This window comes from Ramlibacter sp. AN1133, assembly GCF_037890035.1.
Taxonomy (GTDB): Bacteria; Pseudomonadota; Gammaproteobacteria; order Burkholderiales; family Burkholderiaceae_C; genus Ramlibacter.
The window spans coordinates 15,448-28,850 of sequence record NZ_JBBKTQ010000037.1 but is presented as its reverse complement, the minus strand read 5'-3'; the positions used below and the strand labels follow the sequence as shown (position 1 = coordinate 28,850).

The 13,403-nt window shown below is 70.9% G+C and carries 17 protein-coding genes; 9 read left to right on the top strand and 8 right to left on the bottom strand.

Going from position 1 to position 13,403, the window contains the following annotated elements; translation table 11 throughout:
• Nucleotide 1 precedes the first annotated feature (1 nt).
• The 9 genes from WG923_RS28715 to WG923_RS28675 all read left to right on the top strand — a co-directional run bounded on the left by WG923_RS28715 (nt 2) and on the right by WG923_RS28675 (nt 6,892).
• Nucleotides 2-655 carry an SPOR domain-containing protein gene (locus WG923_RS28715; RefSeq protein ID WP_340354456.1) on the top strand — a complete coding sequence of 218 codons (654 nt, stop codon included), beginning with the start codon at nt 2-4 and terminating at the stop codon, nt 653-655.
• A gap of 68 nt (nt 656-723) precedes the next feature.
• Nucleotides 724-1,374, top strand: a complete 651-nt coding sequence (locus WG923_RS28710; RefSeq protein WP_340354455.1) for a thiol:disulfide interchange protein DsbA/DsbL — start codon at nt 724-726, stop codon at nt 1,372-1,374.
• A gap of 108 nt (nt 1,375-1,482) precedes the next feature.
• The gene (gene lptA, locus WG923_RS28705; protein ID WP_340354454.1) at nt 1,483-2,142 is read left to right on the top strand and encodes a lipopolysaccharide transport periplasmic protein LptA; all 660 of its coding nucleotides are present in this window, start codon (nt 1,483-1,485) and stop codon (nt 2,140-2,142) included.
• The gene (gene lptB / locus WG923_RS28700; protein ID WP_340354453.1) at nt 2,142-2,927 is read left to right on the top strand and encodes an LPS export ABC transporter ATP-binding protein; all 786 of its coding nucleotides are present in this window, start codon (nt 2,142-2,144) and stop codon (nt 2,925-2,927) included. The genes lptA and lptB overlap by 1 nt, the downstream gene beginning before the upstream one ends.
• 16 nt (nt 2,928-2,943) lie before the next feature.
• Nucleotides 2,944-4,527, top strand: a complete 1,584-nt coding sequence (locus tag WG923_RS28695; protein ID WP_340354452.1) for an RNA polymerase factor sigma-54 — start codon at nt 2,944-2,946, stop codon at nt 4,525-4,527.
• Complete coding sequence (locus tag WG923_RS28690) at nt 4,524-5,777, top strand: THUMP domain-containing class I SAM-dependent RNA methyltransferase (protein WP_340354451.1); 1,254 nt, start codon at nt 4,524-4,526, stop codon at nt 5,775-5,777. Before WG923_RS28695 ends, WG923_RS28690 begins: the two co-directional genes overlap by 4 nt.
• Nucleotides 5,761-6,168, top strand: coding sequence for a putative toxin-antitoxin system toxin component, PIN family (locus WG923_RS28685; RefSeq protein ID WP_340354450.1), 408 nt, complete (start codon nt 5,761-5,763; stop codon nt 6,166-6,168). The genes WG923_RS28690 and WG923_RS28685 overlap by 17 nt, the downstream gene beginning before the upstream one ends.
• A 122-nt stretch (nt 6,169-6,290) precedes the next feature.
• A complete protein-coding gene (locus tag WG923_RS28680) occupies nt 6,291-6,500 on the top strand; it encodes a hypothetical protein (protein ID WP_340354449.1) in 210 nt (69 codons plus the stop codon).
• Between the two features lie 104 nt (nt 6,501-6,604).
• Entirely contained in the window at nt 6,605-6,892 is a 288-nt protein-coding gene (locus tag WG923_RS28675; protein ID WP_340354448.1) for a hypothetical protein, read from the top strand.
• A 9-nt stretch (nt 6,893-6,901) separates the two neighbouring features.
• Here the strand turns inward: WG923_RS28675 and WG923_RS28670 are convergent, their stop codons facing one another.
• The 8 genes from WG923_RS28670 to apaG form a co-directional block, all read right to left on the bottom strand.
• Nucleotides 6,902-7,387 (bottom strand): CinA family protein, encoded by a 486-nt coding sequence (locus tag WG923_RS28670; protein WP_340354447.1) that lies wholly within the window; start codon nt 7,385-7,387, stop codon nt 6,902-6,904.
• Nucleotides 7,384-7,920: a phosphatidylglycerophosphatase A family protein gene (locus WG923_RS28665; RefSeq protein WP_340354446.1), complete on the bottom strand. Its 537-nt coding sequence runs from the start codon at nt 7,918-7,920 to the stop codon at nt 7,384-7,386. The genes WG923_RS28670 and WG923_RS28665 overlap by 4 nt, the downstream gene beginning before the upstream one ends.
• Nucleotides 7,921-8,023: 103 nt before the next feature.
• Entirely contained in the window at nt 8,024-8,506 is a 483-nt protein-coding gene (locus tag WG923_RS28660; RefSeq protein ID WP_340354445.1) for a thermonuclease family protein, read from the bottom strand.
• Nucleotides 8,503-9,318 (bottom strand): helix-turn-helix transcriptional regulator, encoded by an 816-nt coding sequence (locus WG923_RS28655; protein ID WP_340354444.1) that lies wholly within the window; start codon nt 9,316-9,318, stop codon nt 8,503-8,505. Before WG923_RS28655 ends, WG923_RS28660 begins: the two co-directional genes overlap by 4 nt.
• Nucleotides 9,319-9,524: 206 nt before the next feature.
• Nucleotides 9,525-10,511, bottom strand: a complete 987-nt coding sequence (gene thiL / locus WG923_RS28650) for a thiamine-phosphate kinase (protein WP_340354443.1) — start codon at nt 10,509-10,511, stop codon at nt 9,525-9,527.
• Between the two features lie 50 nt (nt 10,512-10,561).
• Nucleotides 10,562-11,677 (bottom strand): YbdK family carboxylate-amine ligase, encoded by a 1,116-nt coding sequence (locus WG923_RS28645; protein WP_340354471.1) that lies wholly within the window; start codon nt 11,675-11,677, stop codon nt 10,562-10,564.
• 55 nt (nt 11,678-11,732) lie between these two features.
• Complete coding sequence (locus WG923_RS28640; protein WP_340354442.1) at nt 11,733-12,989, bottom strand: cation:proton antiporter; 1,257 nt, start codon at nt 12,987-12,989, stop codon at nt 11,733-11,735.
• Between the two features lie 10 nt (nt 12,990-12,999).
• On the bottom strand, nt 13,000-13,383 hold the full coding sequence (apaG, locus tag WG923_RS28635; protein WP_340354441.1) for a Co2+/Mg2+ efflux protein ApaG: 384 nt from the start codon (nt 13,381-13,383) through the stop codon (nt 13,000-13,002).
• Nucleotides 13,384-13,403 lie beyond the last annotated feature (20 nt).

The following is a 13,403-nucleotide window of genomic DNA, read 5'->3' as shown; positions in this document are numbered from 1 at the left end:
CATGAAACCAAAGCAAAGCGGCAACACCTTCGTCGGCGTCATCATCGGCGTGGTCCTCGGCCTCGCCGCCGCCCTGGCGGTGGCCGTCTACGTCACCAAGGTCCCCGTCCCGTTCCTGAACAAGGGCCCCAGCCGCTCCGCGGAGCAGGACGCGGCGGAGTCCCGCAAGAACCAGAACTGGGATCCCAACGCGCCCCTGTACGGCAAGAACCCGGCCAAGCCGCTGCCGCCGGCGCCGGGCGTCGCGGCCCCCGCGCCCGGCACGCCGTCGGCGGAGGCGCCCAAGGCGCCCGCGTCGGCCAGGGAAGCGGAAAAGCCCAGGGACAAGGAGCCCCTGCCGCCGGCGGTGGCGGGGCGTCCGGCCCCCGCCGACCCGCTGGGCGAGCTGGCCACGGCCAAGGCCGGCCCCGGCAGCGACCCGTTCTTCTATTTCGTGCAGGCCGGCGCCTTCCGCACCCCCGAGGACGCCGAGGCGCAGCGCGCCAAGCTGTCCCTCATGGGCGTGGAAGCCAAGGTGACCGAGCGCGAGCAGTCCGGCCGGCAGGTGTACCGGGTGCGCATCGGCCCCTTCAACAGCAAGGACGACGCCGACCGGCAGAAGGAAAAGCTGGACCAGGGCGGCTTCGAGACCGCGCTGGTGCGGGTGCAGCGTTAACCGGGCGTAGCCTGCGGAACCAAGCCCGCCGGGCCCGGCTCAGAGGGTGTTCAAGGAGTCACAACGCAATGAATCGACGGGAATTCACGGTCGCCACCGGCGTCACGCTCGGCGCCGCCGCCCTGGGCCTGCCGGGCCTCGCGCTGGCGCAGTCCAAGCCGGAGGACGGCAAGCAGTACCGCAGCCTCGACAAGCGCGTGCCGAGCGATGCGCCGGCCGGCAGGATCGAGGTGATCGAGTTCTTCTGGTACAGCTGCCCGCACTGCAACGCCTTCGAGCCGAAGCTCACGGCCTGGACGAAGAAGCTCCCGCCGGACGTCTACTTCCACCGCGTCCCGGTGGCCTTCCGCGACGACTTCGTGCCGCAGCAGCGCCTGTACTACGCGCTGGAAACCATGGGCAAGGTCGACGAGGTGCACGCCAAGGTCTTCGACGAGATCCACAACAAGCGCCAGCCGACCAACCGGGAAGACCTGATCCTGGCCTTCGTCGAGAAGAACGGCGTCGACCGCGCCAGGTTCCAGGAGATCTACAACTCCTTCTCGGTGCAGGCCAAGGCGCGCCGCGCCAAGCAGCTGCAGGACCAGTACGAAGTGCAGGGCGTGCCCTCCATGGGCGTGGCCGGCCGCTACATCACCGACGGCGACATGGCCGGCAACATGGACCGCGTCCTGCAGGTCGTGGACTATCTCGTGGCCGAAGCCCGCAAGTCCAAGTAAAAAGACACGCCAGCCCGCCCCGGCGGGTGTTGCCGGTCGTCGAAAGAGCCCGCGCATGCGGGCTTTTTCGTCTCGGATGGATACAATCGCAGCAAGATTCGTGCCTCTATGAAGAACAAGACCGCCAGCCTCACGCTTGCACTCCTCCTCGGCCTCGCCGGCATGGCGCCGGCCGGTGCCGAGCGCGCGGACCGCAACAAGCCCATGAACGTCGAGGCGGATTCGCTGCGCTACGACGACCTCCAGCAGACGAGCATCTTCACGGGCAAGGTGGTGGTGACCAAGGGCACCATCATCATCCGCGGCGCCAAGATGGTCGTGAAGCAGGACCCCGAGGGCTTCCAGTTCGGCACCGTCACGGCCGAGGCAGGCAAGCAGGCCTACTTCAAGCAGAAGCGCGACGGCGTCGACGAGTACATCGAGGGCGAGGCGGAGACCATCGAATACGACGGCAAGGCCGACAAGGTGAAGTTCATCGGCCGCGCCGAGATGCGGCGCCTGCGCGGCGCCACCATCAACGACGAGACCAGCGGCTCCGTGATCACCTACGACAACACCAACGACCAGTTCACGGTGGAAGGCGGCGCCTCGGCAGGCGGGACGCCGTCCAACCCGGGCGGCCGCGTGCGCGCCACGCTGGCGCCGCGGGCCGCGGCCTCGGGCCCGGCCGCTGGAGGCGCCCGGGCCACGCCCACGTTGCCGGCGCCGCAGCCGGCCGCATCCGCGCGCCTGCGCTCTTCCACGGCCCTGCCGCCGGAGACCCGTTGATGGGCGACGCCGAGACGGTCGAGATCGAGGCGCCGGTGGAGGTCGCCAGCCGGCTGGAAGTGCGCCACCTGCGCAAGTCCTACGGCGGCCGCACCGTGGTGCAGGACGTCTCGCTGGCGGTCGACAACGGCGAGGTGGTCGGACTGCTCGGGCCCAACGGCGCCGGCAAGACGACCTCCTTCTACATGATCGTGGGGTTGGTGCGCGCCGACGGCGGCGAGATCTCGATCGACGGAAAGTCGGTGGAGCACATGCCGATCCACCGCCGCTCGCGCCTGGGCCTGTCGTACCTGCCGCAGGAGGCCTCGATCTTCCGCAAGCTCAGCGTCGCCGAAAACGTGCGCGCGGTGCTGGAACTGCAGCGCGGCCCGGACGGCAAGGCGCTGCCCTCGGCGGAGATCGAGCGGCGCCTGACAAGCCTGCTGCAGGACCTGCGGGTGGACCACCTGCGCGACTCGCCGGCGCCGGCCCTGTCGGGCGGCGAGCGGCGGCGGGTCGAGATCGCGCGCGCGCTGGCGACGCAACCGAGGTTCATCCTGCTGGACGAACCCTTCGCCGGGATCGACCCGATCGCGGTGATCGAGATCCAGCGCATCATCAGTTTCCTGAAGTCACGCGGGATCGGTGTCCTGATCACCGACCACAACGTGCGGGAAACCCTGGGCATTTGCGACCACGCCTACATCATCAGCGAGGGACGGGTGCTCGCCCAGGGCACGCCGGCTGATATCGTGAACAACGCGGACGTGCGCCGGGTGTACCTGGGCGAACACTTCCGCATGTGAGGGAGCGGGGCTAAAAATGAAGCAGGGACTGGCACTTCGTGTCTCCCAGCATCTGGCGTTGACACCGCAGCTGCAGCAGTCGATCCGGCTGCTGCAGCTGTCCACCCTGGAGTTGGGGCAGGAAATCCAGCAGATGCTGGACGAGAACCCCTTCCTGGACGTGCAGGGCGAGGATGCCGCGGAGGACTTCGGCATTGCCGCGGCCGACCAGCGGCCGGCGGCGGACGAACCCGAGACCGGCTTCGAGGGCAATGTCGGGCCGCAGGAGATCGCGACCACTTCGTCGACTTCCACCGCCTCGGAGGCGGAGCCGGAGGCCGCCGAGTTCGCCGGCGCCGAAAGCGAGCCGAACTGGGAAGGCGACGGCAGCACCGAAACCGTGCCGGACGACGGCGAATGGGGCGGCGAGGCGCCGGCGGCCAAGCGCAACAACGGCGGCGAGGACGACGAAGTCGACGCCACCGACCTGGCGCGCGGCGTCGAATCGCTGCAGTCCTGGCTGCACCGGCAGGCGCTGTCGCTGCGCCTGGGCGAGGAAGACCGCATGGCGCTGCGCTTCCTGATCGAATCGCTCAACGACGACGGCTACCTCGAGGAGCCGCTGGAGGAACTGGCCGCGGGGCTGGCGCCCGACGACCTGGAGCAGCAGGAAGAACTGGTGCACCGCTTCACGGTGGCGCTGCGCCTGCTGCAGACGCTCGACCCGGCGGGCGTGGGTGCGCGCAACCTCGCCGAATGCCTCACGCTGCAGCTCAAGGCGATGCAGCAGAACGAGGAAGACGACGACATCGCGGCCTGCGCCGCCGCCATCAAGATCTGCCAGCAGTCGATCGACCTGCTGGCCAAGCGCGACATCAAGCGGCTGGCGCAGATGTGCGGCGAGTCGGAAGCCAACGTGCGTTCGGCCATCGGCCTCATCACGCGGCTGGAGCCCAAGCCGGGCCGGCGCTTCATCGACGTCGAGCGCAACATCGTCATCCCGGACGTGCTCGTCACCCAGATCGGCAAGGGCTCGCGCGCCAACTTCCGGGTGCAGCTCAATCCCGACGTGATGCCGCGCCTGCGCGTGCACGACGTGTATGCCGGCGCGCTCAAGGCGCACAAGGGCGAGGGCCACCAGGCGCTGCAGCAGCGGCTGCAGGAGGCGCGCTGGTTCATCAAGAACATCCAGCAGCGCTTCGACACGATCCTGCGCGTGTCCACCGCCATCGTGGAGCGCCAGCGCAATTTCTTCATCCACGGCGAGCTCGCCATGCGGCCGCTGGTGCTGCGCGAGATCGCGGACGAACTGGGCCTGCACGAATCCACCATCTCGCGCGTGACCACGGCCAAGTACATGTCCACGCCCTTCGGCACCTTCGAGCTGAAGTACTTCTTCGGCTCGGCGCTCGGCACCGAGACCGGCGGCAATGCCTCGAGCACCGCGGTGCGCGCGCTGATCAAGCAGTTCGTGGCGGCGGAGAGCACGAAGAAGCCGCTGTCGGACAGCCAGATCTCCGAGATGCTCAAGGAGCAGGGCATCGAGTGCGCCCGCCGCACGGTGGCCAAGTACCGCGAGGCGCTGCGCATCGCGCCCGCCAACCTGCGCAAGGCCCTGTGACCGATACCTTCTCGCTGTTCCTGCCCTGCGCGGCCGGAGTCGAAACCTGGCTGGCCGAAGAAGTGGCGCGCATCCTGGGCATTCCTCCCTCCCCCTCCGAGGGAGGGCAGGGGTGGGGGCGCTCCGACCTGCGCGTCTCCCGCGGCGGCATCCAGGTGACCGCCGCCTGGCCCGACGTGATGCGCCTGAACCTGCACAGCCGCCTCACCCAGCGCGTGCTGGTGCAGCTCGCCCACCTGCCCTACCGCGCCGAGCAGGACCTCTACGAGGCCGCTTCCGCCATCCCCTGGGAAGACTGGTTCACCCCGCGCGAGAGCTTCAAGATCGAACTGACCTCGCAGCACAGCCCGCTCAAGAGCCTGAACTTCGCGGCGCTGCGCATCAAGGACGCCGTGGCCGACCGCTTCCGCAACCGCGGCGGCGTGCGGCCCGACGTCGACACGCAGCGGCCGGCGGTGCGCATCTTCGGCCACCTCGCGGCCGAGGCCTTCACGCTGTACATCGACACCTCCGGCGAGCCGCTGTTCAAGCGCGGCTGGCGCGAGGACAAGGGCGAGGCGCCGCTGAAGGAAACCCTCGCGGCGGCGATGCTCGCCGCCAGCGGCTGGGACGCGACGGTGCCGCTGTACGACCCCTGCTGCGGCAGCGGCACCATCGTGATCGAGGCGGCGCAGCTCGCCTGCAATATCGCGCCCGGCCTGCTGCGGCGCTTCGGCTTCGAGCGGCTGCGCACGCATGCCGCCGGCGAATGGGCCGCGCTGAAGGCGCAGGCGCAGGCCGCGCGGCGCGCGCCGGCGGCGCCGATCTTCGGCAGCGACGTCGCGTTCCGCATGGTCGATTTCGCGCAGCGCAACGCGCAGCGCGCGGGCGTGGCGGACGTCGTGCAGCTGCGCGGCGGCGACGCCCTGCAGCGCATGCCCCCGAGCGAGACGCCCGGCATCCTGCTGCTCAATCCTCCCTACGGCGAGCGCATCGAAGCCGGCGGCATCGCGGGCCCCGGCCGCGGCGGCCGCGAGCAGGCGCAGATGGAGCAGGCCGGCGATTTCTTCGCGCAGCTGGCCACGCACTGGAAGCGCAACTACGCCGGCTGGACGGCCTGGGTGCTGTCGCCGGACGCCAGGCTGCCCGGGCGCATGCGCCTGAAGGAAACGCGCCGCATCCCGATGTGGAACGGGCCGATCGAATGCCGCCTGTTCCGCTTCGACATGGTCGCGGGGTCCGCCCGCACGCGCGATGCAGCTGGTTCTTGACACCAACATCGTGCTGGACCTGCTGGTCTTCGGCGACCCGCACGCGCAGCCCTTGTCCGCGGCCCTTGCCGCCGGCGAGCTGCGCTGGCTCGCGACCGCCGCGATGCGCGAGGAACTGGCGCGCGTGCTGCGCTACCCCAAGCTCGCCGAGCGCGTGGCCTTCCACCGCGGCACGGAGCACGCCGTGCTCGCCGACTTCGACCGCCATGCGAACGTGGTGGAGGTGCCGCCCCGGGCCGGCGTCACCTGCGGCGACCCCGACGACCAGAAGTTCATCGACCTGGCCGTGGCGCACCGCTGCACGCTCCTGTCCAAGGACCGCGAGGTCCTGCGGATGAGGAAGCGCCTCGAACGCCTCCAGGTGAAGGCCGCTGCCCGGTTCGCGCAGTAACCGGAGGTAGCGCATGTTTCCTACGCCCGGGTTCGGTTCCGGGCCACGGCGCCCGCCTTCATCAATGGGTAACTTGCGCGCAGTACAAGGCACAACCCGAGCGACCAACCCAGGCGACCACCATGACCGAGCTGACCACCTTCTCCCCTTATGCCGACACCCGGGCCGAGGCGGCGGCCGCTGCCGCGGCGGCGCAGCCTTCCTGCGAGGAATGCATGGGCACCGGCGGCTGGTACCGCTACGAGCCGGCGCTCGATCCGGGCCCGGGCCTGCTGTACCTGTCCTGCCTCCAGTGCTGCGGAAGCGGCCGGCTGGCTTTGCCCAGGGACTGAGTACTACGCCACCGGTAGGCCCAGGCCCATGTCGCAACCGCTTCGTTCCGACAGTCCCCGATGCGGGCACGTGTCATGCTAGTAGTACCCCAGAGAGTAACAACGTGACGCCCGCAAACCCCCCCTCCAACGAAGAACGCAACGCCCGGCTGGTGCGCAACCTCCTCGCGCTGCGCATGGTCCTGGCCATGGACCAGATGCAGACGGGGCGGTGGAGCGACCGGATCGAGGAAATCGACGAGGAACTCGCCAACCTCGGGCACGACATGAAGTCCACGACGGCCAGTGCCGCCGAGGGCCTGCGCCGCAGCGTCCTGCTGCCGCGCCTGGTCAAGCAGCGCCGCGTGCGCACCAACCACCGAGCGGCGGTCCGGGCCGGTTCGCCCAGCTGAGCGGGCGCCTCAGCCCACCCGTTCCAGCAGCCGCTCCAGCGCGTGCCGCACCGTGGCTGCACGGATCGCGGCCCGGTCGCCGTCGAAGCGCCGCATTTCGCTGGTCAGGCGCCCGTCCACCTGGAATCCGAACCACACAGTCCCCACCGGTTTTTGGGGATTTCCCCCAGTCGGCCCCGCAATCCCCGTCACCGCCACCCCCACCCGGGCGCGGGAATGGCGCACCGCGCCGGAGGCCATGGCGCGCGCGACCGCTTCGCTGACGGCCCCGTGCTGCGCGATGAGCGCCGCCTCCACCCCCAGCATCTCCTGCTTGGCCTCGTTCGAGTAGGTCACGAAGCCGCGTTCGAACCACTGGCTCGATCCCGCCAGGTCGGTGCAGGCCGCGGCGATCATCCCGCCGGTGCAGCTCTCGGCGCTGGCCAGCATCCAGCCGCGGGCCAGCAGCGCCTGCGCGAGCCGCTCGCACAGCACCAGCGTCGAAGGCTCGTTCACCAGAGCGTCCTCCACAGGGCCAGGACCAGCAGGGTGCAGAAGGCCGCGACGAGGTCGTCGACCATGATGCCGAAGCCGCCCCGCCAGCCGACGCCCTTGAAGCGCCGGTCGGCCCAGCCCATCGGCCCGGGCTTGGCCATGTCGAACAGGCGGAACAGCAGGAAGGCCGCGAGCTGCGCCAGCCAGCCGGCCGGCATCAGCACCCACAGCACGATCCAGAAGCAGGCGATCTCGTCCCAGACGATGGCCGACGGGTCGGGCGAGCGCAGGTTGCGCGCCGTCACGCTGCAGGCCCACCAGCCCAGCGGCAGCGACAGCACGACCAGCTCGCCGATCTGCCCCGCGTCCAGCCAGTGCTGCAGCACCAGGAAGGCGATCCAGGCCCCCACGGTGCCGCACGTGCCCGGTGCGAACGGCGCCAGACCCGCACCGAAACCGAGCGCAACGAGGTGCGCGGGGTGCGACAGCATGAAGGCGGCGTCGGGCCGCCGGGGCGGCAGCGGATCGTCGGCGGCGCAGGTGGCGGGCGGCATCACCCGCGGATGGTAGCCGCAGGGCGGCAGGGGAAACGGGCCCGCGCCTTGCCTGCGGCCCGATACGGGGCAGCGAGAGCCTGGATATTTACGGGACAGGACACTAGGGGCAGCGGCCGAAGCGCTGGCGGAAGCTGCGCGGGTCGAGCGCGCCCGGCAGCGCCCAGAGTCCGCGGCGCTCGCCGCGCGCCTGCTCCTCCAGCGGCGCGTACGGGCCGCGCTTGCCGCGGAAGGTCATGGACCATGCGTAGCCGTTGCGCACGAGCCAGGCGCCGACGTCCTCGCGCCCATGGCGCACGCGCGCGAGCTGCCGGCCGTAGTCGTCCACCCCCTCGGGCCGCACCCGCACCGGCCGGTGCAGGACGCGTTCGCGCAGCGCCTGCTTCGCTTGCGGCCCGAAGGACTGGCAGCCTTCCGGCGCGTCGAGGTGCAGCAGCCGCACCTGCACCGCCTCGCCGCCTTCGCGCGGGCGTACCCACAGGGTGTCGCCGTCGGTGACGTGCGTGACCACGCCGTGGAAGCCGGGGCCGGCCAGCGCGCCGCCCGCGTACAGCGCCGTCGCGAGCAGCAGGACGAGCGCCCTCACAGGTCCAGCACCGCGGGGCCGGTGAGGATGCAGCGCACCACGTCGAGCTGGCGCTTGGCGCCCACCTTGGCCGCCAGCGAGCGCAGCTGCGTGCGCACGGTATTGAGGCTGGTGCCGCGCTCCACCGCGAACTGCTTGAGCGAGCGGCCGTTCACCAGCGCTTCGGCGAGCTGCGCCTCGGTCGGGCTCAGGTGGTAGATCTGCCTGAGCTTCTCCGGGAAGTTCGGCAAGGTCGATTCCGGGTCGGCCACGAACATCATCGCCACCACCGCCTTCTCCAGGTGCTGCGTGCCGGCGGGCACCGGCACCACGAAGGCATGCACGTCGGCCCCGCTCACCCCGCGCAGCCGCAGCGGCGTGCCTGCCATGTCGCGCGTGCCGCTGCCCTGCGCCGCGCCCTGCACCGCCTTGTGCAGCCGGGTGGAGAGCGCGGAGGCGGAAGCCTGCAGCCGGCCGGTGGCGCTGACGGAATAGGCGCGCGTGCGGCGCGAGATGTCCTGGGCGCGGCGGTTGGCGTGGCGCAGCTCGCCATCCGGCCCGAGCAGGAGCACGCCGTAGTTCAGGCGTTCCAGCGCCTGCAGCGCCGCGTGCGTGACGGCGTGCAGTTCCTGCAGGCGCCACTCGACCGCCTCGACGAGGAGATGGGCGTCGGGTACCTCGGGCGAGGGGCGGCAGGCGTACTTGCCGACGATTGCGAGCACCTTGCCCAGCACGCCCGGCCACAGGCTGGGATCGCGCGCGGCCGCATGGATGCTGTGGATGACGTCCAGCAGCGTCGGATCCGTCGGGGCGGAGAGGTTGCGGTCAGGCATCGCGTCGTGGCGCCCTCGAGGGACGCGCGACGACGGCGGTCGAGCGGCCTGAAGGGGCCGCTGCGAAGGCGCGAACAGCAGTGTTCGTGACTGCACTGTGTGCCATTCCCTGCGTCGTTGTTGTTGTGTGTTGTGGGCAAGTCTGTTCAGAAAGCGCCGGTGCGCCATCGCCCAAACGGGTGAGCCCCGGGGAAGCCCGGGGCGGGTTAGCCCGCGCTGAGCGCCGGACTGTCGCCGAAGTGGTCGAAGCCGCCGAAGTCGCGGCTCGCGACATGGCCGGCCCCGTCCAGCAGCCGCAGGCCGGGCGCGGCCTCGATGCTGCCGATGCGCGTGACGGGCGTCGCCGCGCGCTGCGCCGCAGCCTCCACCGCATCGCGCCGCGAAGCGGGGGCCGTGAAGGCGAGCTCGTAGTCGTCGCCGCCGGCAAAGACGAGGTCTTCCACCAGCCGGGCGTCGAGCTTCAGCCCGGCGCGCGCGGCGGCGAGAAGTTGCGGCGCCTGCGCGAGCGCGACCGACGCGCCCACGCCCGAGCGGCGCAGCACGTGGCCGAGGTCGCCCGCCAGCCCGTCGCTGATGTCGATCGCGGAGCTGGCGATGCCGCGCAGCGCGCAGCCCAGTGCCACGCGCGGCTGCGGCAACTCCAGCCGCCGCCTCGCCGCCTCGAACACCTCCTGCGGCAGCGAGACCTTGCCGCGGAACGCTTCCAGCGCCAGCCGCGCGTCGCCGAGCGTGCCGCTGACCCACAGCTCGTCGCCCGCGCGCGCGCCCGAACGCAGCAGCGCCTGGCCGGCGGGCACTTCGCCGAACACGGTGATGTCGATGGCCAGCGGCCCACGCGTGGTGTCGCCGCCCACCAGTTCGCAGCCGTGCGCGTCGGCCAGCGCGAACATCCCCTGCGCGAAGGCGGCCAGCCACGCCTCGTCCACCCGGGGCAGCGCGATGGCCAGCGTGAAGGCGAGCGGCTGCGCGCCGCAGGCCGCCAGGTCGCTCAGGTTCACGGCCAGTGCCTTGTGCCCGAGACGGCGCGGATCCACGGTGGACAGGAAATGCCGGCCTTCCACCAGCAGGTCGGTGGAGACGGCCAGCTGCATGCCCGCAGCGGGCTGCAGCAGCGCGCAGTCGTCGCCCACGCCGAGGGGGCTGCGCCTCACGGGCCGGTCGAAGAAACGCGCGATCAGCTCGAACTCACCCATGCGGAGAGCTTAACCGCTGCGTCGCCGCGGCATGCAGCCCGCGCCGCGCGTCAGGCGCGGCCGCGAAAACGCTCGGCCGCCTGCCGCACCATCTCCGCCAGCAGGCGCTCGCGCGCGTGCGTCTCGCGCAGCCAGCGCGCGTCGTTGGTGCCGCGCTCGGCGGACTCGGCCAGCATCTCGATGGCCGCACCGGCGCCCAGCGCCTGCGCGTGCGGCGCTACCTGCCGCAGGGTCTGCAGGATGTGCTCGCGCAGCGGCTGGTGCTCGCCCGTGGGCGGGTCGACATACACCGCGTCGAGGCCGAAGCGGCAGGCCTGGAAGCGGTTGTACGTGTAGACCATGTAGTCGTCCTCCTGCGGCACGAAGGGCTGCTCGTGCAGGAACCAGCCCGCCAGCGACTGCACGAAGCCGGCGAGCGCGGCGGCGCGCTCGATGGTCAGCGGCGTGTCGAACACGCGGATCTCGATCGTGCCGTACTCCGGCTTCGGCCGGATGTCCCAGTAGAAGTCCTTCATGCTCTTGATCACGCCGGTGCGCGTGGTCTTGGCGAAGAACTTCGCGAACTCCTCCCAGTGCAGCGTGTAGGGCGCGCGGCCCGACATCGGGAACGCGAAGACCGAATTGAGGCGGGCCGAATCGAACTGCGTGTCCTGCCCCTGCACGAAGGGCGAGCTGGCCGACAGCGCGATGAAGTGCGGGATGTAGCGCGACATGCGGTGCAGCATCAGCAGCGCGCTGTCCGCGTCCGGGCAGCCGACGTGCACGTGCTGCCCGAAGATCGTGAACTGCTTGGACAGGTACCCGTACAGCTCCGACAGCTGGCGAAAGCGCGGCCGGTCGTAGATGCGCTGCTCGTGCCACTGCTGGAACGGGTGCGTGCCGCCGCCCACGCAGGCGATGTTCAGCTTGTCGGCGCAGCGCACCAGCGCGTCGCGCAGGATCGTGAGCTCGCCCAGCACCTCGCTGGCCGAGTGGCACACGCCGGTGGAGCACTCGATCATGCTGGACGTCATCTCCGGCACCACCGAGCCGGGCAGCGGCATCTTCTCGATCAGCCGCAGCATCTCGGCGGAGTAGGGCGCCAGGTCGTAGTCGTGCGTGTTCACGAGCTGCAGCTCGAGTTCCACGCCCAGCGACAGCGGCGCCGATTCGCGGAACGGCTCCAGCTCCGGTGCCGGTGCGAAGGTGGGCGCCGGCGCGGCGAGCCCGGGCTCGGTCGGCCTACCCACGCAGCTCCCCGACGCCCGCCAGCGCGCCGCGCGGGTCCCAGGGCTTGAGGCTTTCGCCCGCGCGGTAGATGGCGAAGGTGGCGATGATCGCGCCCAGGATCTCCATCATCAGGATCACCGGCAGGGCGATGCTGGCGATGCGCGAGCCCAGCGTCATCGACGTGGACATGAACTGCGACACGAGCAGCAGCGCGATGGACGACATCGGCCCCATCGCGCAGCCGGTCCACACCGCCTGCCGCCACGTCGTGCCGCTGCCCGGGTTGGCGAGCGTCACGCCCGCCACCTTGGCGAAGAAGCGCGTGAAGACGACGGCGGCGACCAGCCCCGCGACGGCGGGGTTCCAGTCGGCCTTGGCGGCCACCACCGACACCAGCACGAACATCATCATCGTGAGCAGCGAGGCGGCGGTGCCGAGCTGGCGCGTCCAGGTCCAGGGCCGCGGGTGCAGCTGCTTGAGCATCAGCCCGCCGATCAGCGCGGCCAGCGGCGCCGAGCCGCCGAAGTGCGCCGCCAGCGCCGTGCCGGCGGCGATCAGCGAGATCAGCAGGATCGACGTGTTCTCGCTGGTGGGGCTCATGAAGCGCAGCGCGGACCGCAGCGCCAGCGCCAGCAGGGCGCCGACGACGAAGGACACGCCCAGCACCACGAGCACCGGGTACAGCGTCGCGGTCAGCATCGCCTCCTCGCGGTGCAGCGTGCCGGCGCGCGCGCTCACCAGCGTGAGCGCATAGAAGGTGCTCAGGGTCGACAGCGCCAGCGCCCGCTCGGTCACGGCGCCCGCCGCCCGCGTATCCAGCACGATGCGCGTGAGCACCGCGGGCGAGGCCGCCATGGAGATCAGGGCCAGCCCCTCGGCGACGCTGGCGCGCACCTCCAGCCAGCGCAGCACGTGGTAGACGGCGATCGCCGTGAGCGTCGACTCGGCCAGGCTTTGCACCAGCACCATGGGGTTGTGGCGGAACCAGCGCAGCGCGATGCGTCCGCCCGACTCGAACAGCACGAGCGACACACCCAGTTCCAGCAGGAACAGCGCCACGCCCTGCAGCGGCCAGGCCGCGCCGGAGAAGCCGGCCAGGCCCGCCAGCGTGCCGACGATCGAGTAGCCCACCACCTTGGGCAGGCCCGAGTAGCGTTGCAGCAGGTGGCCCGCGGCGGCGGCGATGGCGAGCAGCAGCGACCACTGCACGGTGGGCAGTCCCGCCGAAGGCTTCATCCACTCGGCCCAGATGGCCATCACCTGGTCCATGGAGGCCTTCTCAGTGCAGCACGCGCCGGCTGTCGCCGTCGTCCAGCATGAAGGCCGGGATCTCGACGTCGAAGCGCTCGCCGTCCTCCGCCACGCAGAAGTAGCTGCCCTGCATGGTGCCGCTGGCGGTGCGCAGCCGGCAGCCGCTGGTGTACTCGAAGGATTCGCCGGGCTTGAGCAGCGGCTGCTGGCCGACGACGCCGAGGCCCTTGACCTCCTCGATCTCGCCGAGCTCGTTGGTGATGGTCCAGTGCCGCGAGATGAGCTGCGCGGGCACTTCGCCGGTGTTGGTGATGGTGATGGTGTACGCGAAGGTCCACACGTGCTGGTCCGGCGCGGACTGGTCCGGCAGGAAGCGGGGCTGGACGTCGACCCGGAAGGCGTAGCGAGGCATGGGGGCCAATGCTAAACCCC

What these genes read in the sequence shown, in the direction of transcription:
- apaG (WP_340354441.1), bottom strand. Translation starts at nt 13,383, where the DNA reads ATGCCTCGCTACGCCTTCCGGGTCGACGTCCAGCCCCGCTTCCTGCCG.
- WG923_RS28640 (WP_340354442.1), bottom strand. Translation starts at nt 12,989, where the DNA reads ATGGACCAGGTGATGGCCATCTGGGCCGAGTGGATGAAGCCTTCGGCG.
- WG923_RS28715 (WP_340354456.1), top strand. Translation starts at nt 2, where the DNA reads ATGAAACCAAAGCAAAGCGGCAACACCTTCGTCGGCGTCATCATCGGC.
- thiL (WP_340354443.1), bottom strand. Translation starts at nt 10,511, where the DNA reads ATGGGTGAGTTCGAGCTGATCGCGCGTTTCTTCGACCGGCCCGTGAGG.
- WG923_RS28680 (WP_340354449.1), top strand. Translation starts at nt 6,291, where the DNA reads ATGACCGAGCTGACCACCTTCTCCCCTTATGCCGACACCCGGGCCGAG.
- WG923_RS28665 (WP_340354446.1), bottom strand. Translation starts at nt 7,920, where the DNA reads ATGCCGCCCGCCACCTGCGCCGCCGACGATCCGCTGCCGCCCCGGCGG.
- lptA (WP_340354454.1), top strand. Translation starts at nt 1,483, where the DNA reads ATGAAGAACAAGACCGCCAGCCTCACGCTTGCACTCCTCCTCGGCCTC.
- WG923_RS28710 (WP_340354455.1), top strand. Translation starts at nt 724, where the DNA reads ATGAATCGACGGGAATTCACGGTCGCCACCGGCGTCACGCTCGGCGCC.
- WG923_RS28685 (WP_340354450.1), top strand. Translation starts at nt 5,761, where the DNA reads ATGCAGCTGGTTCTTGACACCAACATCGTGCTGGACCTGCTGGTCTTC.
- WG923_RS28655 (WP_340354444.1), bottom strand. Translation starts at nt 9,318, where the DNA reads ATGCCTGACCGCAACCTCTCCGCCCCGACGGATCCGACGCTGCTGGAC.
- WG923_RS28695 (WP_340354452.1), top strand. Translation starts at nt 2,944, where the DNA reads ATGAAGCAGGGACTGGCACTTCGTGTCTCCCAGCATCTGGCGTTGACA.
- lptB (WP_340354453.1), top strand. Translation starts at nt 2,142, where the DNA reads ATGGGCGACGCCGAGACGGTCGAGATCGAGGCGCCGGTGGAGGTCGCC.